The organism is Photobacterium sp., from assembly GCF_033720175.1.
In the GTDB taxonomy this organism is placed as follows: domain Bacteria; phylum Pseudomonadota; class Gammaproteobacteria; order Enterobacterales; family Vibrionaceae; genus Photobacterium.
The window spans coordinates 18464-41022 of record NZ_JAWWDA010000006.1 but is presented as its reverse complement, the minus strand read 5'-3'; the positions used below and the strand labels follow the sequence as shown (position 1 = coordinate 41022).

Below are 22559 nucleotides of genomic sequence, written 5' to 3'. Positions count from 1 at the left end.
AAGAGGAAAAAACATGTCGCAGGTTAGTGTCGCCGAGATTCAGAAAGAAGATGAAGTACTACAGTGGGTTACCTTCCAGTTGGAAGATGAAACCTATGGTATTAACGTAATGCAGGTTCGTGAAGTATTACGTTATTCAGAAATTGCACCTGTACCAGGCGCGCCGGATTACGTCGTGGGTATTATCAACCTTCGTGGCAATGTGGTCACGGTTATCGATACCCGTTCGCGTTTTGGTTTGATGCAAGGTGAAATTACTGACAATACACGTATTGTGATCATCGAAGCAGAAAAGCAAGTGATTGGTATTCTTGTTGATAGTGTTGCTGAAGTCGTTTATTTGCGAGGTTCTGAAATCGATAGTACGCCGAGTGTGGGTACCGAAGAAAGTGCTAAGTTCATTCAAGGTGTCAGCAACCGAGATGGTGAGCTATTGATCCTGGTTGATTTGAACAAGCTATTGTCAGATGAAGAATGGGATGACATGGCGTACCTATAATGCTTAACCTGGTCATACAGTGGTCGCCTGTTGTGATTGCGGTGCTAGTCATCGTGGCCGCTTTTGCTTTGGTTCGACGGGAGCAAAAAGCTCGACGGGTACTCGAGACTAAATTCGAGGCGATTGAGCTGGTATCGAAAAATTCCCGTCAGCAACACGAAAGTTTGTTAAAGCAGTTTAATGAGTTACGTGCAGGCACAATGGCGATGAGTCAGAAAATGGCTGATATGGCCCTTCATCTTGAAGATGTCGCTGATCGTCAAGGTGAAATGGCAATGCAGGATCCGGATGGAAAACTCTATAGCCGCGCCAGTAAGATGGTTGAATTAGGTGCTGACGTTAACGAGTTAATGGAAGAATGCGACTTGCCGCAAGCCGAAGCAGAACTATTGTTAAGGCTTCAGCAACAAATGACGACGCAAAGGCGCCGTTAGTTTTTGCCAATCTGCCGAGATTAGACTTTCTGGTTGATACATTTAAGCCCCTCCCATCCCGGAGGGGTTTTGCCGTTTAGGTACCAGGAAAATGCAATCAATTCGGCAATGACCTGATATAAGGTTTCAGGGATCTCATCCCCGAGTTCAAACTGACTTAAGTACTGGGCGAGCACCTCGTCTTTATGAACCAGCCCGCCTTGCTGTTTTACTTGCGCAATAATGTGTTCAGCCTGGTGTTCAAACCCTTTGGCACTGACATGCGGAGCTTGCTGTCCATCGTAGGTTAGGGCTATCGCCTTTTTACTGCTTTTCATATACGCGTTGAACTCTATTAGACCTTTATCAATAAGCCTTCGGTTGAAGAAGGCACGCTGGCGGATTTTCCCGCTCGAAAGTGAACCGTGTTGGTTGTGATTTCCATCGCCCCTAATCGCTCTAGCAGAAGGGGAGAAAGGTGTTCTACTCGACCTATCATTGCGGCATTTTCACTTTCAAAGGCCAGACTCAGCTGATCGTCGCACCATATTGCCGTTGCTTTGAATGCGTCAGACGGGCCGACAGGCAACGTTAATTCTACCGTCCATTTTCTGGGCTGGCCTTTCTTCTTGCTATTCGATCTTGCCTGTTGCTGGCGAATTTTAAGCTGAATCTCTCGCCCGCTTGGTTGCGGGAAGTGGAGCTGAATCGCGGTATCATCTAACTGTTGGGGCAATTCAGCGACTCGTTGCTCTGCAGCGAGTCGCAATAGTGCTTTGACATCATTTTGATGGTTTTCAGGAAGTGCGTGAAGCCATTGGCTTAATGTACTTTGCGGGTTGGCAAGTTGCGAGATCATTTCACCCAGCACTTTATTTCCAGCGCCGTGTTTAAGCCAGGTAACCAGCAGTCCCTGATGTTGCGGGAGTAATAATTGCGGCAAAAACGCGGTGATGGGGGAGGGTGAGCGTCCCGGTAATGACGCAGCCAGTGACAATATTGTAAATAAGCGTTGCAGCGCATCAAGCCGGAATAACAGCTGGGTTAACTGTGTGGTCTGGTTGTTCGTTCCCGATAAGGCTTTAACTGATTGAAAATTACCCGAAACGCCAGCTTTTAACGGCATTTTCTCTGTCTTTTGTTGCCCTTCTGCTCGGGTATTTTTCAGAGGGGCGTTTACTGCGGGGTTATAGATACGCATTTACTTCACATTTACTTATTTTCGTCACCAATCTATACAACCCGGAGTCTAACCAAATTGCAAGTGATTGTGGTAATATGAGTTCTCAATTGTGTCACTTAGGATGCATCATTACATATGCTGTCAGTGGATAAATTAAGCTGTGTTCGTGATGAGCGGGTATTGTTCGACAATTTGAATTTTACCGTATCGAGCGGAGAACTGGTTCAGATTGAAGGCCATAATGGTGCCGGTAAAACGACTTTGCTGAGAATTATTGCCGGTTTGGGCCGTGCGGATAGTGGTCAGGTCTGTTGGAATAACGAGAATATCGAATCGGCGCGAGAAGATTACCACCAGGATTTATTATTTCTTGGTCACCAGACCGGAGTCAAACGCGAGCTGACGGCTTATGAGAACCTGGCTTTTTTTCAGGCGATGCACACTGATAAGACCGATCAGGGTCTGACTGGCCAGCCGCAAGTTTCAGGTGATAACTGCTTATGGCAAGCGCTGGCCCAGGTCGGCTTGGCCGGACGGGAAGATGTGACGGCGGGGCAGTTATCTGCTGGCCAGCAACGACGAGTCGCCTTGGCGCGATTGTGGGTCAGCAATCATAAGTTCTGGATCCTTGACGAGCCCCTGACGGCTATTGATAAGCAAGGGGTGAAAGTACTTGAAAGCCTATTTTTATCACACGTGGCGAGAGGCGGAATAGTGATTCTAACCACCCATCAGGATATGTTTGCAGACAGTAACCATTTACGCAAAATTAGGTTGGGGCTGTACTAAGGATGTTGAATGCCATTTCACAAGTCATTCGCCGCGAATTACTGATCGCTTTTCGCCGTCAGGCCGATGTATTTAACCCGCTGTGGTTTTTTATTATAGTGATCACCCTGTTTCCGTTAGGGATTGGTCCCGAACCAGGCTTACTGGCGCGTATTGCGCCGGGGATTGTTTGGGTTGCTGCATTATTAGCGGCACTCTTATCGCTGGAACGCCTGTTCCGGGACGATTATGTCGACGGCTCTTTAGAGCAGATGCTATTGATGCCAACGCCACTTTCGATTCTGGCGCTGGCCAAAATGATTGCCCACTGGTTGCTGACCGGCGTCCCGCTGTTGGTGATTAGTCCGTTACTGGCGATTTTATTATCGTTAGACTGGGCAACATGGAAAGCCGTGGTATTGACGTTGCTTATCGGTACTCCGACGTTAAGTTTTCTGGGGGCGATAGGAGTTGCGTTAACCGTTGGATTACGAAAAGGCGGGGTTTTATTGAGCTTGCTCATATTGCCGTTGTATATTCCCGTGCTTATATTCGCCACATCAGCGATTGATGCCGCCAGTCTGGGTATGCCGTATAACGGACAGCTGGCCTTGATGGGGGCTATGTTGGTAGGTTCTGCGACATTAGCCCCGTTTGCCGTAGCGGCGTCGTTGCGCATAAGCGTTAATTGATAACCTATTATTATTAAATACTTTCAAACTGAGTAGAGTAGAGTTATGTGGAAGTGGTTACATCCCTATGCTAAAGCCGAAAACTGTTACCGTTTATGCGGCAAGCTGTTACCGTGGTTTTCTGTCATTGCCTTGGTATCGATTATTGTCGGTACCGTATGGGGCTTGATGTTTGCACCAACTGATTACCAGCAAGGAGATAGTTTCCGAATCATCTATTTGCACGTACCTGCGGCAATCTGGTCAATGGGCGCTTATATGTCAATGGCTATAGCGGCATTTATCGGCTTAGTCTGGCAAATCAGAATGTCAGATCTGGCGGCGGCAGCAATGGCCCCAATCGGAGCGGTCTTTACGGTGATAGCGCTATTAACTGGTGCTATCTGGGGCAAACCTATGTGGGGTGCCTGGTGGGTTTGGGATGCTCGGCTGACTTCTGAATTGATTTTGCTGTTCCTTTATCTGGGCGTCATTGCTCTTCATAGCGCATTTGACGACCAGAAAACGGCGGCCAAAGCGGCGGGTATTCTGGCGATTGTCGGGGTGATTAACCTGCCTATTATTCATTTTTCCGTCGAGTGGTGGAATACCCTGCACCAAGGGGCCACGATCACTAAATTTGATAAACCATCAATGGATGTCAGCATGCTCTGGCCACTGCTTATTAATGCCATTGGTTTTGCCTGTTTCTTTGGTGCACTGACGCTAGTGCGCCTGCGTAATGAAATCATAGCCCGTGAAAGTCATCGACCTTGGGTACGTAACTTAGTGAAGTGAGGCCAGAATGCATTTTGAATCATTGAGTGACTTTTTTGCGATGGGAGGGTATGCACCTTATGTATGGAGTGCATACGGGATTTCTTTTGCCGCAATGGTCTGGATTTTATTGACGAGCTTAAGTAAAAAGCGCCGCTTACTGGCTGATATTAAAAATAAAATGGCTCGTGAACAACGTATTGAAGCCGCGAAAAAACTGGAGAATACATTATGAACCCGAGACGTAAAAAGCGCCTGACCTTAGTACTGGCGCTGGTTTTTGGCCTCGGCTCAACCGTAGGTTTGATGCTGTATGCGTTGAATCAGAATATGGACTTGTTTTACACCCCAACCGAACTGGTACAAGGCAAGCCTGACGGAACCAAGCCTCATGTTGGCCAGCGTTTGCGTATCGGCGGCATGGTGGTAACGGGATCGGTTAAGCGTGATCCCCAGTCATTGGTAGTGAGTTTCGACGTGGCCGATGTCGGTCCGGCAGTGACGGTTACATATAATGGTATTCTCCCCGATCTGTTCCGTGAAGGACAGGGCATCGTGGCACAAGGTGTACTGCTTAACCCGACAACGATTGAAGCGCATGAAGTATTAGCCAAACACGATGAAGAGTATATGCCTCCTGAAGTCGCGGCAGCGATGGAGAAAACGCATGCGCCTCTTGAATACACGGATGTACAAAAACAAGGTAGTGTTCAATGATTGCTGAATTAGGGCACTTTGCCCTCATTGCTGCGCTTGGCCTCTCGGTTTTAGCCAGTATCTATCCGCTGTACGGTGCCTCTGTCGGCAACCAGTCATTGATGCGTATGGCTCGGCCGTTGTCATACGGCGTGTTTGGCATGTTGACGCTCTCTTTTATTGCATTGTGCTGGGCATTCTATACCAATGACTTTACCGTGAGTTACGTTGCCAGTAACTCCAACAGTTTACTGCCATGGTATTACCGTATCACCGCGGTCTGGGGAGCGCATGAGGGCTCGTTGCTGTTGTGGGTGTTAATCCAGGCTGGATGGGCAGCGGCTGTTGCGAAGTTTAGCCGTGATATGCCACTAGAATCGGTGTCCCGTGTATTGGCGGTAATGGGCATGATATCGGTCGGCTTCCTGCTGTTTATTATTGTAACCTCCAACCCGTTCCTGCGTACTTTGCCTTATTTTCCTATTGATGGGCGTGATCTTAACCCGTTGTTGCAAGACCCGGGTCTGATTATCCACCCGCCTATGCTGTATATGGGCTATGTGGGTTTCTCGGTAGCCTTTGCCTTTGCGATTGCCTCACTGATGACGGGGCGTCTTGATACGGCATGGGCTCGCTGGTCTCGCCCGTGGACAATTGCAGCCTGGTCATTCCTGACGCTGGGTATTGCGCTGGGCTCATGGTGGGCATACTACGAACTCGGCTGGGGCGGTTGGTGGTTTTGGGATCCCGTCGAAAACGCCTCTTTCATGCCTTGGCTGGCGGGTACAGCTCTGATGCACTCGTTAGCGGTGACGGAGAAGCGCGGTACCTTTAAAGCGTGGACGGTACTACTGGCGATTTCTGCTTTTTCTTTAAGCCTGCTGGGTACTTTCCTGGTGCGTTCCGGTGTTTTAGTCTCGGTTCACGCCTTCGCATCTGATCCTGCTCGCGGTATGTTTATTCTCGGCTTTTTGATCGTGGTGATTGGCGGCTCGTTGCTGTTATACGCTTTGCGAGGCGGTCAAATCCGTTCGCGTGGCAGCTACACCCTGTTCTCGCGAGAGAACCTGTTGCTGGCGAATAACCTGTTATTAGTCGCAGGGTTATTGGTTGTACTGATTGGTACGCTATTGCCGCTGATCCATAAACAGATCGGCCTGGGTTCAGTCTCGATTGGTGTTCCATTCTTTAATATGCTGTTTACCTGGCTGATGATCCCGTTTGCTTTTATTCTGGGTATTGGTCCACTGGTGCGTTGGAAGCGTGATCAGGTCTCTAATGTCAGCAAGCAAATGCTGATATCCGCCGTGGTAACCCTGCCGTTTGCATTTATTTCTCTGCTGGTGTTTTCCGATACGCTTGAGCCAATGGCGGTTCTTGGTCTGGTGATGGCAACCTGGATCATCGTGATGCACGGTTTTGAGCTTTACCAGCGTGCGACTCACCGCCACAGTTTCATTACTGGGTTGGGTAAACTTGGCCGTAGTCACTGGGCAATGATGCTGGGTCATATCGGTATGGCGGTATCTGTTATCGGTATTACGCTGGTGTCCAACTACGATCTTGAGCGTGATGTGCGCCTGGCACCGGGGGAGACAGTCCAGGTGCAGGGTTATGACTTTACGTTTGACGGTCTGCGCAATGCCGATGGCGCTAACTATGATGGCTATATTGCCGATTTCAACATCACTCAAAACGGCAAGTCCGTGACCACCCTGCATGCGGAAAAACGGTTTTACAGCACGGCAGGCTCGATGATGACAGAAGCGGCTATCGATAGCGGTGTAACCCGTGATCTGTATGTCGCATTGGGTGAGAAGCTAGGTGATGGCGCCTGGGCCGTGCGTATATACTACAAACCATTTGTTAACTGGATTTGGTTCGGTTCTGCGTTAATGGCATTAGGTGGTGCATTCGCGATCAGTGATAAACGTTACCGCTTCCGGAAAAAAACGAAAGCGGGCACAGTGACAGCAGCTGAAAAGGCAGAGGTGAACTGATGAATAAGAAGTTGTTATTTATACCGCTAGTCCTGTTTCTTGGGCTTGCGGTTGTCTTTATGATCCAGTTGACCCGCAATGCCGACGGCGATGATCCCACCAAGCTGGAGTCGGTGTTGGTCGGCAAACCGGTTCCGGAATTTAAGCTTGAAGATCTGGTTGAAGCGGGCAAGGTCTATCAGCAGGATATCTTTATTGGCGAGCCTTTGCTGCTGAACGTTTGGGCGACCTGGTGCCCGACTTGTTATGCAGAGCATACTTACCTTAATGAGTTAGCGGGCAAAGGGGTAAAAATCATTGGTCTTAACTATAAAGATGAACGCCTGAAAGCTGTCAACTGGTTAAATGAACTGGGTAACCCATATATCCATAGCCTGTTTGATGGTAACGGTATGCTGGGCATGGATCTGGGGGTTTATGGTGCGCCAGAAACATTTCTGATTGATGCTAAAGGTATTGTTCGTTATCGCCATGTCGGTGATGTGAATGAGCGTAACTGGTCAGGCACATTAGCGCCTATGTATAAAGCGCTGCAAGAGGAGGCGAAAGGATGATGAAACGTTTATTTGCCCTGCTTGCCGGTGTGGGGTTTATCGTTGCGGCAGCGATGCCGGCATCAGCGGCGATTGATGTTTATGAGTTTAAGAATGTTGAACAGGAACAGGCTTTTCAGGAGCTGACGGCGACATTGCGCTGTCCAAAGTGTCAGAACAATACCATCGCCGACTCCAATGCCACCCTGGCACAAGATATGCGTCAGAAAACTTTCGAGTTGTTGAGCGAAGGTAAGAGTCAGCAAGATGTGATTGACTACATGGTTGCGCGTTACGGCAACTTTGTAACCTATGATCCACCATTCATGGCATCGACGCTGATCCTGTGGCTTGGCCCAGTTCTGTTCATTATCATCGGATTTACCATCTTGGTTATGCGTTCACGTAAAACGGATGACGCGAAAGGCAAGGTTAGCTTGGAAGCTGAAGAAGAGCAGCGTTTACAAGCGCTATTAGAAGAGATAGAACAACAAAATCCGAATAAAAACGGTAAGGTGAAATGATGACGCTGTTTTGGATACTAACGGTCATTTTGGTTCTGATAGCCGCTGTCATTTTTGTTGCCCCTATGTACGTTGGGAAAGAGCAGGATGACGTTGCAAGCCGTGATGAGCTGAATAAAGCATTCTTTAAAGATCGCATTAACGAATTGAACGAAGAAGACAGCGAAGGCTTGGTCGATAACCCGCAAGAGTTGGTTGTGGAGCTGCAACAGTCACTATTGGATGATGTTCCTGCCAGCTCGAAGCAGCAAGCTGTAGCGGTGAGCCCGTTAATGCTCTTTCCGGGATTAATTCTGCTGGTCGGTATCTGCTATGGCATGTATTTCGCTGTTGGCAATATCAATAAGGTGGAAAGCTGGCAGCAGACGGCTTCACGCTTGCCAGAACTGTCAAAACGGTTGATGGATGAACAGGGCACAGTACCACTAACCGATGAGGAAATGGTGGATCTGACTCTGGCACTGCGTACCCGGCTGCATAACAACCCGGATGATGCTATGGGGTGGTTATTGCTGGGACGTATCGGTATGGCTAACCGTGATGCTGAAACGTCGCAGGGCGCGATGAAGCGGGCTTATGCTCTTGCACCTGACGATCTGGAGATTCAGCTAGGCTATGCCCAGACGCTGATGTTGATCGGCGATCCGGGACAAAGTGATTATGCCCGTCAGTTATTACGTTCAGTGATTAAGCGCGATCACAGCAATATCCGTGCGCTGTCTTTGCTGGCATTTGATGCGTTTGAAGCCGGAAACTATCAGCAGGCGGTTTCGTACTGGACCATGATGAAAAATCTGATTGGTGAAGATGATCCGCGTGCCAATATGTTAAACCGCAGTATTGAGCGTGCTCAATCGCGCTTAGGTAACGCGGTCAATACTGCAACCAGCGTAACGGTGAAAGTAAATTTGGATCCGAGCGTTTCATTACCAGCGCAGGGGCTAGTGATTATTTCGGTGCACCCCGCCGACGGATCTCCAATGCCTGTGGCAGCCCGCCGGCTTTCGTTGTCTAGCCAGTTTCCGTTGACCGTGACGTTAGACGACAACGACAGCATGATCCCTGAGCGTAAGTTATCGTCATTGCCATCGATGATAGTGAAAGCTCGGATTGATGCCGATGGCAATGTCATGACCAAGCAAGGTGATTGGTACGGCCAGAGCGGTGAAACACAATTAGGCGGTTCAACAATTGTGACAATCAATAAACAATATTAATCACAACACTGGCACAAATGAAGCAGGCTGGATATCATGTCCCGTCTGCTTTTTTATTGGATGTGAATAACCCCTTGAATAAGAGTATTATTTTTTCTGTTTTTCTGCTGATCACCCTGGCTGGCTGTGCTGGGTCTCCTGAGGATCCGAAAGCAGAAACGGATACTACAAACGTAGCGGATTATATCGAGCTGGAGGAGTCTGGCTCATATGGCGATGTCTATGACCCGTTAGAAGGCTTTAACCGCGCAATGTGGGATCTGAACTATAACTATCTCGACCCGTACATCGCGCGACCTGTTTCACTGGCTTATGTGGATTATGCGCCTGGTCCTCTGCGTACCGGGCTTTCTAATTTTTTTGCGAACTTAGATGAACCCGCCAGTATGGTGAACAGTATTATCATGCAAAATCCGAGGGATGCTGTTACCCACTTTAACCGCTTCTGGATTAATACGGTGTTTGGTCTTGCGGGTGTTATCGATATTGCGACAGCAGCTGATATTACGGCACCTCGCAGTCGCGCTTTCGGTGATTCCCTTGGTTATTATGGTGTCGGTAACGGCCCTTATTTCATGGTGCCTTTCTACGGGCCGGTCACCTTACGTGAAGGGGTCGGTGATACAGCTGATGGCCTTTATTTTCCACTGAACTTACTCACATTCTGGCAAAGCTTAGGTAAGTGGGCGATTGAAGGGATGGAAGATCGTGCAGCATTGGTATCTCAGGAATCTATATTGAGAGACTCGCCTGATCCGTATGTGTTCACTCGTGATGCTTATATTCAGCATAAAAACTTCAAAGCCAGTGATGGCGAAGTCTCTGAACAAAAGCCTGTCAATGAAGAGTATCTTGATGACTTCTTAGATGAAGTTGATAATTATTAAAAATTAAAACTAGAGTCGCTGTTATAAGCGGCTCTCTTTTTAATTATCGAGGGATGAGAATCGAGAAACTCGTTTCTCATCCCTCGCGACTATTTTAGAACCGGTAGCTGGCCTGAACGCCGACCAGCCAGATGTCGCCGGTGGTTTCACCTTCGAATGTTGAAAGAACATTACCATTGGCATCTTTTAATTGTTCATTCATCGCAGCATCTTTGGCAAAAATATAGGCCAAGCCCGCATCCAGAGTCAGGTTTTCAGACCATGTATAGCCCGCCCCTAGGCTCAGCCATAGGCGATCGGTCTCAGGAATCGTCTGAGTACGGTGTTTCTCACTGACGGCCGACGTATCGTAGGCAACACCGCTACGCAGAGCCAGCGTATCGGTGTACTGGTAAGTTGTACCAACGGCAAGGCGGTAGTTATCTTCCCAATTTTCTTCTTTAATCAAATCTGGCTTAGAAGAAAATGCGGGAATATTAGCTTCCAGTTTTTCGAAGCTGCTCCAGTCGGTCCAGTTAAAGCTGGCGTGTACAGCGACTTTATCAGTCAGCTGGTGAAAGCTGGAGATTTCAGCGGTTGCCGGTAATGTCAGATCCATACTCCCAGGCAGGGTTTTGTTGCCGTAAAGGAGACCTGAAGCCTCACCGTCTAAGGTCAGATCAACAGCTGAACGGTAGTTTACCCCAATGCGGTTATACTCATTGATCTGCCAGGCAGTACCCAGCTGCCAGCCCCATGAGGTATCATCTCCTTCCATGTATTTAATGTCAGTTCCTGCCGGTATTAAGCCTGCCTGTTCTGTTAGGGACGAACCTGCAGCACCAAAATGCCCTTCGCCGATCACATAGCGAACGCCACCACCGATGCTGAATTGGTCATTGATTTTGTACGCCACATTGGGATTGATTTCCACCGATTTTACCATCGCCTGGTTACCAAACTGAGTCGCCTGGTAGTCGCCGTCGAGCTTGGTTTCCATACCGTAGTTAGTCGCGAGTGCCAGGCCGACGACCCACTGGTTGTTTAGCTGGTGCGATAGGTAGAAATTAGGGATCACGGCAGAACCGGCAATATCTGTTGCTTCGGTAGATTTAACACCATTTACTTTACCTTCAACATCAATGTTCGGGTCAACGTAAATAGCACCGATAGACAGTTGTGTTCCTTCCAAATAGGTCATCATCGCCGGGTTGCGGAATTGTACGCCAGCATTGTCGGCCATTGCCGCTTCACCTGCGAAAGCACGGCCCAGACCAGTTGCTGAATATTCTGCCAGCTGGAAACCTGCTGCAGTGGCATTAGCGCTCATCCCAAGTGTTAACGCTAACGCTAAGGCTAATGTGATTTTATTTTTATTCATGGTTATGTCTGTTCGCTGAAATACTAATAGGTGGATCATACGCTTTAGAGCAATTTCTTTAAGTTTTTCTTGGATTTTAATTCTGTTTTAGTGTTTTATGCTGATTGTTTTCTTCTTATAGGTTTAATAAGTGGTAATTTTTGTTCTGATTATTCTGGTCAGATCTGTTTTCAGCGTACAGTTGTGTCTGAATTGGAGGGTTTCAGCGATCATGTGTTCACTGAAAAAAGGTGATAATGAGGTTTTGCCTAAAATGAAATGCTTTGGGTATCAAGTGAATAAAAGCGATTAAAGCGTCAATCAACAAAAAGGGAGCCAGAGGCTCCCTTAATTACATCGCTAGCAATTGTTCGCTGAAATTAGAACGAACGGCTGTACTGAATACCGTATAACCAGGCGTTAGCGCGGGTTGTTGCAGTTACGCTACTTGCTTCAATGAAGGCAGGACCTTGACCCTGATTTGGAACCATTGTACTTTCACTTGCGTTAATATCTTTACCTACGAGATAAGTAATACCAAAGTCAATATTGGACTTCGCATCTAGGTGGTAAGTAAAGCCGCTTGAGAACCATTGGCGATCTGAATCCGGCACGGAAATTGATGTTTTTTCATCTTGAGCACTGGTGTCATACATATAACCGGCACGCAGGGTCCAGTCGTTGTTCAGGTAGTAAGTACCACCCAGTGCATAGTGCCAGCCGTCCTTCCACTCATAGGAATTCAACTCTTTGCCACCGGTTGTTTCCAGCTTGTCAAATGCACTCCAGCCAATCCACTGTACGCTGTAGTGTACTGCAAACGTGTCATTCAGTTTGTGGAAGCCTGAGAATTCAGCCATGTCAGGTAGTGGCATCAGTAGTTTTTCGTTGCTGATATCACCGCCGCCTGGCTGATAGTACATATCACCTTCAGCTTCCAATTCTGGGCTATAGCGATAAGACAGGCCAAAGCGGTTGTCTTCATTAAGCTCATAAACGGTACCGATATTCCAACCGAAAGCAACACCATCAGCATCAACATCTAGAAGGGGACCGTCACCAGGTAGAGCGGCTTCGAGAGCTTTGTCAGAACGTTTTAGTTTGCCTGCACCGTAGATAACATCTAAGCCACCACCGACGCTCCATTGCTGATCGATGCGGTAAGAGGCACTTAGCGCAAAGTTAACGCTTTTAACGTCAGTCATGCCACCGTATTCATTTGCAGCATAGTCATCGCTAAATTCAGTCTTGGTACCGAAATTTGAGTAGATCCCCGCACCTACCGTCCACTTTTCATTGATAGGGTGGATGTAATAGATGTTAGGAGCATAGGAGATGTCACCGACTGACTGATCGTTGATAGAACCGGACTGTTGTGAGATTGCATTGGTGTAGCTTGCATTCTTCACGCTAATATCAGTATCAATCGCATTGATACCCAGCGAGATCGCTGGTGCATCGAAAAGGGACATTGCAGCCGCGTTACGCGACATCGCAGAGGCGTTATCAGCGATAACGGCATCACCTGCAAAAGCACGGCCCAGACCTGTCGCCGATTGTGCATTTAACTGAAAACCTGCAGCAAGGGCTTGCTGAGATGCTGCAAGAGTAATTGCCGCAGCAATCAGTGATTGTGTAAACAGACGCTTCTTATTCATATTTATTATTATTCCTAATTTTTTCGTGCATAAGTGCCTGTCTATGTTGACAGATCGCGGAAGATTGTAGGTCTGTAACTTGATCTATCAAATCTGACCAGTTGTTATTTCGTTGATTGTTATTGTGAAATGAACAGTTTCGCGATCGAGTGTATAGAATTCAAAGTACACGGCGGAGTAATGAAATCTCAAGTATCCAGCAGGGGTATTACAAGAAGAGCTATATCTTTCAATAGCATAAAAAAGCCATTATCATTAGCTCTGATAATGGCTTTTGGCTGTGGCTTTCAAGCGGTTAAATTTTCCAGCGCATCTCTGATTTTATCGTGTTGGCAATCGGCGTGATGTCCTGACCTTTTTCGCCAACCACAATTAAGCTGGTATGCTGAAGCGGTAAGACAACCCCTTCCATTCGGCTGTCGTTAAAGTGTAAAGTGGTTGTGCTTGTTTCTGGCACCACAAAAACTGTCACCTTGCCTTTTTCAGTCTCCATAACCATATGCAGCGCACTCTGATCGCCGAAACCACAGTGATTAACATAGTACACATGGCCTGGCAGGTCGGTCAGGTTGGTTCCAAAAGGTTGCAACTTGGCATTAACTTGTCTGAGGCTAACCGATTCATTTACCCCCTCAATAAAAGAGGCTTCATTATGTATATGTTGCAAGGCGATCTGTCCCATCCCGGTAACTTCAGCCGGCAGCAGTCTCTGGGGATTGAATTGACCCAATAATATCCCAAAAACAAAAGCGACAGACGCAGCAATAGCCAAGTGGAAGCGGGCTTTATTCGGTTTGTCGTGAGATTGTCCCGATTGATGAAATAAAATGCGATCGGCAAGATCATCCGGTACATCCACTTTAAGGATATTGTCGATTTGTACATCTAATTGCTTTAATTCATCAGCTAACTTTCGGTTGTTCACTGAAGAATTTCTGGCCGTTGCCATATCTGGGCTGTTGTCGTTAGGATCAGACAGGATACGGCGACGGAATTCAAGATCGTCCATTTTGTTGACCCCTCCGCTCGGACTGTTTTTCGATTTGATCTTTTAGCTGATTTCTGGCGCGGAATAAGCGCGTCATTACAGTATTGCGGTTTAACCCCAATATCTCCGCTATCTCATCGCCATTAAAGCCTGACATGACCTGTAACACTAAAGGTTCTCGGTACTCAGGGGCTAATTTCATGATTTGGCGGCGCAGCAGTTGCTGTTCAATATCCCTTTCCGTTCCCTGATGGTGGGTATCGGCAATAGGATGGTCGTCAATATTGACTAAGTCCAGCTGCTTGCGTTCGAAGCGACGCGCATTCTCCCGGCGTAATATAGTGATCAGCCATGATTTTGCTGCCTTGTCATCCTGCAAGCTATCAAGGGATCGCCAGGCGCGCAAACAGGTTTCCTGTACAAGATCCTCGGCGATATGAGGGTCATGACATAACCAATAGGCGTAGCGGTATAAATCTCGATGCCATGCCCTGACAAGGGCTTCATATCGTCTTTGCTTATTCATATCAACAGAGACCGAGGCATCTGACTTTTTCTTGCGAAAAAATTGCTTAATCATAAATTTGCCCGTCAATAGGGTGTTTGACCCATAAAATGGTAACCGCGGCACCGATTTTTTCGTTAGTTTTTTCAGCGATGGTGCGAATAATTAGATAATCAGCCCTAAAATTGATCTGGTTCAAATTGTGTCTTGGTCGGGAAGCTATAGTAGTGACTGTCATCTGGTAGTGGTCAGAGAGAGCAAGTTCTGAGGATCAGACATTGTTTTCAAAAATTACTATCTGTTGAGCAAGATGACAACTTCCTTTGAAGGCTGACTTTACTTTCTCCTATCAGGTTTATCCTGATTTGCAATTGGCTTTATGTTAATTGACTTACAATCTTTACGTAGATGGCTTATTTCTTTGGTAAATAGCTTTCCGCGTAAATTACAACCATACCCCATAGGTATGGTTTTTTTTTATCTAAAGCAAAGTATAGCGCTTCTAATCTTTCGTTTTTGCAACATTCTCGCCTCTGCTCGCTCTTTTCTGTTCTTTTCCACAAAAATGAAACATTTATTTGAAATGTATAACAGCTCAATTACAATTATTGTGGTCTGACCTCTGGCGCACATCTCTGTGCCCTATAACCTAACAATAAGGAGTAGCGATGACACGTCTCCAGGATCTCACCACCCGTCAAGGTGAGCGCATCGCCATTGTAAGTGGATTACGTACCCCGTTTGCTCGTCAAGCCACCGCCTTCAATGGTGTGCCGGCTCTGGATATGGGGAAAATGGTGGTCAATGAAATGCTTCAAGAGCTTGATTTTGACCCGGCATTAATTGAACAGGTTGTATTTGGCCAAGTGGTACAAATGCCTGAAGCCCCTAATATTGCACGTGAAATTGTTCTGGGTACAGGCATGAATATCGGCACGGATGCCTACAGCGTCTCCCGGGCCTGTGCGACCAGTTTTCAAGCGGCAGCCAATATCGCGGAAAGCATCCTATCAGGTACCATCGATATTGGTATTGCTGGCGGGGCAGACTCTTCTTCTGTGTTGCCTATCGGCGTATCTAAACAGTTAGCGGCTACCTTGCTGGCGTTAAGCAAAGCACGCACCATAGGGAAGCGTTTAAAACTACTCAGTCATTTGAAGGTAAAAGATCTGATGCCGGTGCCCCCGGCGGTTGCTGAGTATTCAACGGGGATTAGCATGGGCCAAACTGCCGAGCAGATGGCTAAAACGTATGGGATCAGCCGTCAAGAGCAAGATGCACTGGCACACCGTTCTCATACCCTGGCCGCAAAAGCCTGGAACGATGGCCTGATACGCGATGAAGTGATGACGGCTTTCCCTGAACCGTATCGTCAGTGGATTGATAAAGATAATAATATTCGTGAAGAATCAACGCTTGAATCCTATGCCAAACTCCGTCCGGCTTTTGACCGCAAATTCGGTTCGGTAACGGCCGCGAACAGTACGCCATTGACCGATGGCGCCGCCGCGATTTTATTGATGCGTGAAGGCCGGGCCAAAGAACTTGGATTGACGCCGCTGGGCTATATCCGCTCTTATGCATTTTCTGCCATTGGCGTGGAAAAAGACATGTTGATGGGGCCATCATATGCGACTCCGATAGCGCTGGATCGTGCCGGGATCACGCTGGCAGATCTTACCCTGATTGATATGCACGAAGCGTTTGCGGCTCAAACGCTGGCCAATGTGAAAATGTTTGGTTCGCAGAAATTTGCTGAAGAGAAATTAGGACGCCGGCAGGCTATCGGTGAGATTGATATGGATAAGTTCAATGTCCTTGGCGGCTCTCTGGCTTACGGTCACCCGTTTGCCGCAACGGGTGCAAGGATGATCACCCAAACCCTGCGTGAGTTGCAGCGTCGGGGGGGCGGTTTGGCACTCAATACGGCCTGTGCCGCAGGTGGACTGGGCGCAGCAATGATCTTGGAGGCAGAATAATGACACAGTATGAATCTTCAAATGAACGACCTTCTGCATTTTCATTGTCATACAGTGACAATGGTGTCGCCTGGCTCAAGATTGATGTGCCTGACGAGAAGATGAACACCTTGCAGTCAGCGTTTGCAGACCAGGTCTCTGACGTGCTGGCTGAGCTGAACACCAAGAAAGATATCAAAGGCATGGTGGTGTATTCCGGCAAACCGGATAACTTTATCGCCGGTGCCGATATTCGGATGCTTGATGCCTGTACGACGGCTGAAGAGGCCCAGCAACTCGCAGCGAAAGGGCAGGAGCTGTTTGCGCAGTTAGAATCGCTGCCGTTCCATGTGGTTGCGGCAATTCATGGTCCGTGTCTGGGGGGAGGGCTTGAGCTGGCACTGGCCTGTCATAGCCGCGTCTGCAGTGATGATGACAAGACCCGATTGGGCCTGCCTGAAGTCCAGCTGGGTTTGCTGCCCGGCTCAGGAGGAACCCAGCGTTTGCCTCGCCTGATTGGAGTGGCTAACGCGCTGGATATGATCCTGACCGGTAAGCAGCTTCGGGCAAAAAAGGCGAAGAAGCTTGGGGTGGCTGATGAAGTCGTACCGCAGAGCATTCTGCTTGAGGTCGCGGAGAAGCAAGCTTTAGCCGAGAAGCCAAAGCGTAAGCATTCGTTTCAGGACTGGGCGATGGGGGGCAATGCGTTAGGCCGCTCTGTTGTTTTTGATCAGGCCGCGAAAAAGACCCATGAAAAAACCCGCGGCAATTATCCTGCCGCTGACGCTATCCTGGCGGTTATCAAATATGGCTTACAGCATGGCGTGAAAAAAGGGCTGCAACAAGAAGCCAAGCGTTTTGGCGAGCTGGTAATGACACCGGAGTCGGCGGCATTACGGAGTATTTTCTTTGCCACGACAGCGATGAAAAAAGAAACAGGCTCAGCAGCCAGACCGGCAGCAATCAGCAAGGTCGGGGTGTTGGGCGGTGGCTTGATGGGCGGTGGGATAAGCCACGTCACGGCAACCAAGGCCGGTTACCCGGTACGGATCAAAGATATCGCCAACGATGGTATTCAGAATGCACTGGCCTATAACTTCAAGTTACTGGATAAAAAGTGCAAACGTCGAATTATCAGCAAGGCTGAACTGCAAAGCCAGATGATGAAAATTACCGGTGGAACCAGTTTTAAAGGTTTTGCTAATGTAGATATTGTGATCGAAGCGGTATTTGAAGATCTGGATCTGAAGCATCAAATGGTGCGGGATGTTGAGCAAGAAACCTCGCCAACCACCATTTTTGCGACCAATACGTCATCACTGCCGATCCACCAGATAGCCTCTGCGGCAGAGCGTCCTGAAAATGTGGTCGGCTTACATTACTTTAGCCCGGTAGAAAAAATGCCGTTGGTCGAGGTGATCCCACATCTGGGGACTGAAACGGGAGCTGCGACATCGGCAGAAACTATCGCAACGGTGGTGGCGCTGGCGAAAAAACAGGGCAAGACCCCGATTGTTGTCGCCGATAAAGCGGGTTTCTACGTTAACCGTATTCTGGCGCCTTATATGAATGAGGCGGCATCGGTTTTATTGAGCGGCGAGCCGATTGAACATATCGATAGTGCGTTGCTGGACTTTGGCTTCCCGGTCGGCCCTATCACCTTGTTAGATGAGGTCGGGGTGGATATTGGTGCTAAGATCAGTCCTATTCTGCTGGCTGAGCTTGGCGAACGCTTTAAAGCGCCGGATGTGTTTGACATATTGCTTAATGATGGCCGAAAAGGGCGTAAGAGCGGTAAAGGCTTCTATCTTTACAATGCGAAGCAGAGCAAGGCCAAGAAGAAAGAAGTCGATAAAACCGTGTATAAGCTGCTTTCTCTGGAGCCGCAGCAAAAGGCTGCCGGGATAGATATTGCACTGCGCTGTACGCTGATGATGCTTAATGAAGCGGCCCGTTGTCTTGATGAGGGGGTCATCCAATCACCTCGCGACGGTGACATCGGGGCCATCTTCGGGATTGGCTTCCCGCCATTCCTTGGTGGTCCGTTCCGCCATATGGATAAACTCGGCGCTAAACGGGTAGTTGAACTGCTCACAGAGCACGTTGATAAATATGGCGAGCGCTTTACGCCTTGTGAAAAGCTGGTGGCAATGGCCAACGAAGAACTCTCTTTTTACGGCTAACGCTTTTTTCAACGATCGAAGCTTGCAACAGGCATAATTTATTCCCTGCCTAGATTTAAGGCCTGCATCTGCAGGCCTTTTGCTTTAGCGCAGGAGGGGGCATTGAGGATTGGATTACCTCGCCTGTTGCTGGAATTCCATTATTGATTCAATGGGCTGGCCAATATCTAATGGCTCAAGGTTAGCATGTGCTTGGCCCTGACAGTGCATAACCAGGCGGTTGGACGTTCGGGGCTTAATGATATCGACAATAAAACGCACCATATCGACACGGCTCAGGGCGGTTAATTCTTCAACCACCTTTGCTCGCTGGTTAAATTCATTATCTTTATTGCCGATGCTCACCCAGTAGCGCTGAGCGCGGCTGCGTAAATTGGTATCCGGCTCCGAAATCTGTGCAATCAGCCCCTGTTTGCTGGCCTGCCATTGGGCTTCATTGAGCTCTAATAACACCAAGGCAAAGGCATTGGCGAAATCATCAATGGCCTCGGACAAATACTTCGGCCCGGCAACAGGCGACTGAATATAGAAGATCAACCCCGGGTGGCGGTTTAACGGCAGGTTTGCCGTGCCGACCATATAGCCCAACTGCTGCTTGGTTCGCAACTCATGGAAAAAGGTCGTCGACATCAGATGGCTGGCCAGAGTGTAAATGGCAATCTTGCGCGGGGTGGTTTGTCGCGACTGGTAATACATCAAAATAGCAGAGTCAGCATGGTTGCAGATGATTTCATGCGTTCTGGTACCTGACTGTGCCAGCCGGACCAGCGGACGCTGTGATTCACCGTAAAGCTGATCGGTTACTCTGAATGCATTTTTCAGTGTTTCAGCCAGTGCCAGCGCATCCTCTTTCAGCCAGTTGCCATAGATAAAGGTATCGATATGGAGCTCGGCGAACATTGCCTCGACAAAGGCCGGGAGTTCATCGATTTCAACCGACTCCAGCGCTTCAATCAACACCGGGTAAGGAGGGTTATTGGGTTGCAGCAGCCCGGTCAGCTCATTAAACAGCTGAGAAATCGGCTTGTCTTGCGCGGCATTACGCCAGTTTCGTAGCATCTGAGCTTTAATGTTATCAAAGCGGTCCTGATTAAATGAACGGTTGGCAAAGCGATCGAGAATTAGCTTCATCAGCAGGGGTTGTTTTTCACTGAAGCCAGAGAGCTGCAGGGTAACACCGCCCTGATGGGCATACAGGTTATACGACATGCCTGCGATTTCAGCCGGGTAAGCTTTTTCGTTGATCGACTCAAGCAACAACTCGACACATAAACGGGTTTTGACAATGTTACGCGGAGAATTGACGGCATGCGGGCTGTCAATCGCCACATAGACCACCCCTTTGGGGACCCGGAAATCATGCTCTTGCTTATACCATAAGCGGAACCCCGGCAGATCCTGGATCAGCTGCGGGGGAAGTTCAGAGCCCGGCGCCAGAGCATGGGGATCTAATTGTTCGCAAATGTAGGGGTTTTGTGGTGGCAGTAACAACTCAGGATCCAGCTTGACCTGCTGCCAGCGGGATAACTGTGCTGCAGTAAACGGTGTTACCGAATATGGGGTGTGGTACCACTGCGCGATCTTATCGTAATGTTGTCCTTGCGCGACGAGTACCAGGCGCATGTTATCGGGGCGTAGATATCCCAATAAGTCACGCAGTAACGGTTCATTATAACCGGTCATCATATAATCGCCGTAGATGACATCTTCCGGATCATAGTGGAGCAGGTTCATCACCAGATAGCTGACCGTGTCAAGCGGGCGGCTTTTTTCCTGATAGCGGAAAGCCAATTCTAAAACCGATTGTTTTTCCTTATAGCGCCATGCATCGAGGCCTTGTTGCTCGATCAGGGCGATATACTGGAAAACTGACGTCACGATGGCATCGACATCATTCAGTCCTTTGGGGGTTAAATTGAGGCTGACCGTATATTCGCGGAAATTACTGCCGTTAATGCCTCCGCCTGCCGCGAGTGTATTGATAAGCCCCCGGCCTTTGAGCAATGACATTAAGCTGCCCGGGCCTTCGTTGCCCAATAAATGTGCCAGGTACGAAAGCGGCTTTTGCTGATAAAACGCATCAACGGAAGGCAGCGAAAACGACAGCGTCAGCTTGCGCACCTCTTTAATGGGGTCGATCTGAATAAATTGAGCGCTTTCTTTTTCGGTTACCAGCGGGGCGGTAATGACAGGTTTAGCCTCGCCCGTGTTGTTAATGTGGCTGAAGTTCGTCCGGGCATAGTTTTCTAATTGGTCTAGCGATTGTGGCCCAAGCAGTACCAGGCCCATAGCGTTAGCGGAATAGTGCGTATGGTAAAAGGCCAGCAACTCTTCCCTGACAGAAAGATTGTTTCTGTCATTCAACGTGGTCAGGTCCCCCACCGAAAACTTAGTAAAGGGGTGGGCTGGATTGATGGTCTCTTTATGTACCTGATAAATACGGCGAACATCATCTTTTAATTTCATTTTATATTCAGAATCAACGGCTTGACGTTCTTTTTCGACCGCTTCTTCATTAAATAACGGCGCGGTAAAAAACTGGCCGAAACGATCCAGCCCTTCCTCGAAAGTATGCGGACTTACCTCAAAGAAGAAAGTGGTGTTTTCTGTGCCTGTCCAGGCATTATTACTGCCGCCGCTGTGATTAATGAACGTCTGGAACTCACCGATCTTCGGGTATTTTTTTGTGCCAAGAAACAGCATATGCTCAAGAAAATGGGCCATACCTTGCCGCTCGGCAGGATCATCAAAATGCCCGACTTTGACAGAAAGTGCTGCAGCAGAACGAGGTGCATCAATGTCATGCACCAGAAGTACCTTGAGCTCATTATCTAAGGTCAAATAGCGGTACTGCTTGTTATCGTTTGGACTAATGTGCACAGGAAGGGCCTACTTTCTAAGGAAATTAGGCTAAGTATGACGCTCAGAGTGCGGGCTGGCAAATCCTGGCATTATATCCCCTCAACCATTTTTGATATGAGATTCTCAGTTTTAAAATGACTTGAGCATAAAACAACCAGAATTTACGGCGCTTAAGGTGAATGAGGAAGAGACGTTTCAGACCCGGTAATCATTTCTGTTGAAATTGAGACCTCCCCGCACGCATCCAATGTTATTCCTTTTTATTAATACGAGGTCACGGAATAGGAAGAGAAATGTCAGAATCGGTATTCAGCCAGTAAAGGAGTTGTTAGCATACCGACAGAAATATTCATTTTTGGATAAGAAATATGCGAATTTTTATCATGCGTCATGGTGAAGCACAGAATTTTGCTCCCAGCGATGCTGAACGTCCGTTGACGACGCGTGGCAAACTGGAATCACAGCAGATGGCGAACCAGCTGGCGTCTCATCTGGGAGAGACGCTGGATATCGTATGGGTCAGCCCGTATTTACGTGCTCAGCAAACCTGGCAAGCAATGGCCGATCTGCTGCCTGCGGCTAAGGCGGTACTGAACATTGATGAAATTACGCCATATGGCGAAGCGCAAGAAGTCGCTGCGTACCTTAAAGCGACCATTGCGGTTGAACGGCCAGAAACCGTATTGCTGGTTTCACATTTACCTCTGGTTGGTTACCTGACGGCAGAAGTGGTATCTGGCATGCCACCGCCAATGTTCCAGACATCGGCTATGGCTGCGATTGAGTATAATCCCGATACAGAGGCCTCTGAATTTTTATGGCAAGATATCCCTGCGGGATAACGGGCCATTGGGCAAATTCATTTATTCATCCATTAATGGGTATTCTTATGCGGATT

At 48.3% G+C, this 22559-nt stretch carries 22 protein-coding genes; 15 read left to right on the top strand and 7 right to left on the bottom strand.

Going from position 1 to position 22559, the window contains the following annotated elements; genetic code table 11:
• The first annotated feature begins 13 nt into the window (after nucleotides 1-13).
• Complete coding sequence (locus R3289_RS08370; protein ID WP_107281728.1) at nucleotides 14-499, top strand: chemotaxis protein CheW; 486 nt, start codon at nucleotides 14-16, stop codon at nucleotides 497-499.
• Nucleotides 499-933 (top strand): DUF2802 domain-containing protein, encoded by a 435-nt coding sequence (locus R3289_RS08365; RefSeq protein WP_318925073.1) that lies wholly within the window; start codon nucleotides 499-501, stop codon nucleotides 931-933. Before R3289_RS08370 ends, R3289_RS08365 begins: the two co-directional genes overlap by 1 nt.
• A 20-nt stretch (nucleotides 934-953) precedes the next feature.
• Here the strand turns inward: R3289_RS08365 and R3289_RS08360 are convergent, their stop codons facing one another.
• Together R3289_RS08360 and R3289_RS08355 are read right to left on the bottom strand one after the other, a co-directional pair.
• On the bottom strand, nucleotides 954-1250 hold the full coding sequence (locus R3289_RS08360; RefSeq protein WP_318925072.1) for an EscU/YscU/HrcU family type III secretion system export apparatus switch protein: 297 nt from the start codon (nucleotides 1248-1250) through the stop codon (nucleotides 954-956).
• Between the two features lie 17 nt (nucleotides 1251-1267).
• On the bottom strand, nucleotides 1268-2113 hold the full coding sequence (locus R3289_RS08355) for a hypothetical protein (protein WP_318925071.1): 846 nt from the start codon (nucleotides 2111-2113) through the stop codon (nucleotides 1268-1270).
• A 117-nt stretch (nucleotides 2114-2230) separates the two neighbouring features.
• Between R3289_RS08355 and ccmA the strand changes: the two genes are divergently transcribed.
• From ccmA to R3289_RS08305, 10 genes are all read left to right on the top strand, one after another.
• Nucleotides 2231-2884: a cytochrome c biogenesis heme-transporting ATPase CcmA gene (gene ccmA / locus R3289_RS08350; protein WP_318925070.1), complete on the top strand. Its 654-nt coding sequence runs from the start codon at nucleotides 2231-2233 to the stop codon at nucleotides 2882-2884.
• A gap of 2 nt (nucleotides 2885-2886) precedes the next feature.
• Nucleotides 2887-3555, top strand: coding sequence for a heme exporter protein CcmB (gene ccmB, locus R3289_RS08345; protein WP_318925069.1), 669 nt, complete (start codon nucleotides 2887-2889; stop codon nucleotides 3553-3555).
• Between the two features lie 45 nt (nucleotides 3556-3600).
• Nucleotides 3601-4332 (top strand): heme ABC transporter permease, encoded by a 732-nt coding sequence (locus R3289_RS08340; RefSeq protein WP_318925068.1) that lies wholly within the window; start codon nucleotides 3601-3603, stop codon nucleotides 4330-4332.
• 7 nt (nucleotides 4333-4339) lie between these two features.
• Nucleotides 4340-4546: a heme exporter protein CcmD gene (ccmD, locus tag R3289_RS08335; protein WP_318925067.1), complete on the top strand. Its 207-nt coding sequence runs from the start codon at nucleotides 4340-4342 to the stop codon at nucleotides 4544-4546.
• Nucleotides 4543-5028 (top strand): cytochrome c maturation protein CcmE, encoded by a 486-nt coding sequence (ccmE, locus tag R3289_RS08330; protein ID WP_318925066.1) that lies wholly within the window; start codon nucleotides 4543-4545, stop codon nucleotides 5026-5028. Before ccmD ends, ccmE begins: the two co-directional genes overlap by 4 nt.
• Nucleotides 5025-7007 carry a heme lyase CcmF/NrfE family subunit gene (locus R3289_RS08325; protein WP_318925065.1) on the top strand — a complete coding sequence of 661 codons (1983 nt, stop codon included), beginning with the start codon at nucleotides 5025-5027 and terminating at the stop codon, nucleotides 7005-7007. The genes ccmE and R3289_RS08325 overlap by 4 nt, the downstream gene beginning before the upstream one ends.
• Complete coding sequence (locus R3289_RS08320; protein ID WP_318925064.1) at nucleotides 7007-7561, top strand: DsbE family thiol:disulfide interchange protein; 555 nt, start codon at nucleotides 7007-7009, stop codon at nucleotides 7559-7561. The genes R3289_RS08325 and R3289_RS08320 overlap by 1 nt, the downstream gene beginning before the upstream one ends.
• Entirely contained in the window at nucleotides 7558-8064 is a 507-nt protein-coding gene (locus R3289_RS08315; protein WP_318925063.1) for a cytochrome c-type biogenesis protein, read from the top strand. Before R3289_RS08320 ends, R3289_RS08315 begins: the two co-directional genes overlap by 4 nt.
• Entirely contained in the window at nucleotides 8064-9281 is a 1218-nt protein-coding gene (ccmI, locus tag R3289_RS08310) for a c-type cytochrome biogenesis protein CcmI (protein ID WP_318925249.1), read from the top strand. The genes R3289_RS08315 and ccmI overlap by 1 nt, the downstream gene beginning before the upstream one ends.
• A 74-nt stretch (nucleotides 9282-9355) precedes the next feature.
• A complete protein-coding gene (locus tag R3289_RS08305; RefSeq protein WP_318925062.1) occupies nucleotides 9356-10168 on the top strand; it encodes an MlaA family lipoprotein in 813 nt (270 codons plus the stop codon).
• Between the two features lie 94 nt (nucleotides 10169-10262).
• Here the strand turns inward: R3289_RS08305 and R3289_RS08300 are convergent, their stop codons facing one another.
• The 4 genes from R3289_RS08300 to R3289_RS08285 all read right to left on the bottom strand — a co-directional run bounded on the left by R3289_RS08300 (nucleotide 10263) and on the right by R3289_RS08285 (nucleotide 14733).
• Entirely contained in the window at nucleotides 10263-11528 is a 1266-nt protein-coding gene (locus R3289_RS08300; protein WP_318925061.1) for an outer membrane protein transport protein, read from the bottom strand.
• A gap of 359 nt (nucleotides 11529-11887) precedes the next feature.
• Nucleotides 11888-13165, bottom strand: coding sequence for an outer membrane protein transport protein (locus R3289_RS08295; RefSeq protein ID WP_318925060.1), 1278 nt, complete (start codon nucleotides 13163-13165; stop codon nucleotides 11888-11890).
• 295 nt (nucleotides 13166-13460) lie between these two features.
• On the bottom strand, nucleotides 13461-14174 hold the full coding sequence (locus R3289_RS08290; RefSeq protein ID WP_318925059.1) for a DUF3379 domain-containing protein: 714 nt from the start codon (nucleotides 14172-14174) through the stop codon (nucleotides 13461-13463).
• A complete protein-coding gene (locus tag R3289_RS08285; RefSeq protein WP_318925058.1) occupies nucleotides 14161-14733 on the bottom strand; it encodes a sigma-70 family RNA polymerase sigma factor in 573 nt (190 codons plus the stop codon). Before R3289_RS08285 ends, R3289_RS08290 begins: the two co-directional genes overlap by 14 nt.
• Before the next feature lie 593 nt (nucleotides 14734-15326).
• Between R3289_RS08285 and fadI the strand changes: the two genes are divergently transcribed.
• Both fadI and fadJ read left to right on the top strand, forming a co-directional pair.
• Entirely contained in the window at nucleotides 15327-16637 is a 1311-nt protein-coding gene (fadI, locus tag R3289_RS08280) for an acetyl-CoA C-acyltransferase FadI (protein ID WP_318925057.1), read from the top strand.
• Nucleotides 16637-18799, top strand: a complete 2163-nt coding sequence (gene fadJ / locus R3289_RS08275; RefSeq protein WP_318925056.1) for a fatty acid oxidation complex subunit alpha FadJ — start codon at nucleotides 16637-16639, stop codon at nucleotides 18797-18799. Before fadI ends, fadJ begins: the two co-directional genes overlap by 1 nt.
• Before the next feature lie 114 nt (nucleotides 18800-18913).
• Here fadJ and R3289_RS08270 read toward each other — a convergent pair whose 3' ends face one another.
• Nucleotides 18914-21679, bottom strand: a complete 2766-nt coding sequence (locus R3289_RS08270) for an insulinase family protein (RefSeq protein WP_318925055.1) — start codon at nucleotides 21677-21679, stop codon at nucleotides 18914-18916.
• Between the two features lie 350 nt (nucleotides 21680-22029).
• On the opposite strand from R3289_RS08270, the gene sixA reads away from it, so the two are divergent.
• Entirely contained in the window at nucleotides 22030-22503 is a 474-nt protein-coding gene (sixA, locus tag R3289_RS08265; RefSeq protein WP_318925054.1) for a phosphohistidine phosphatase SixA, read from the top strand.
• Nucleotides 22504-22559: the final 56 nt, after the last annotated feature.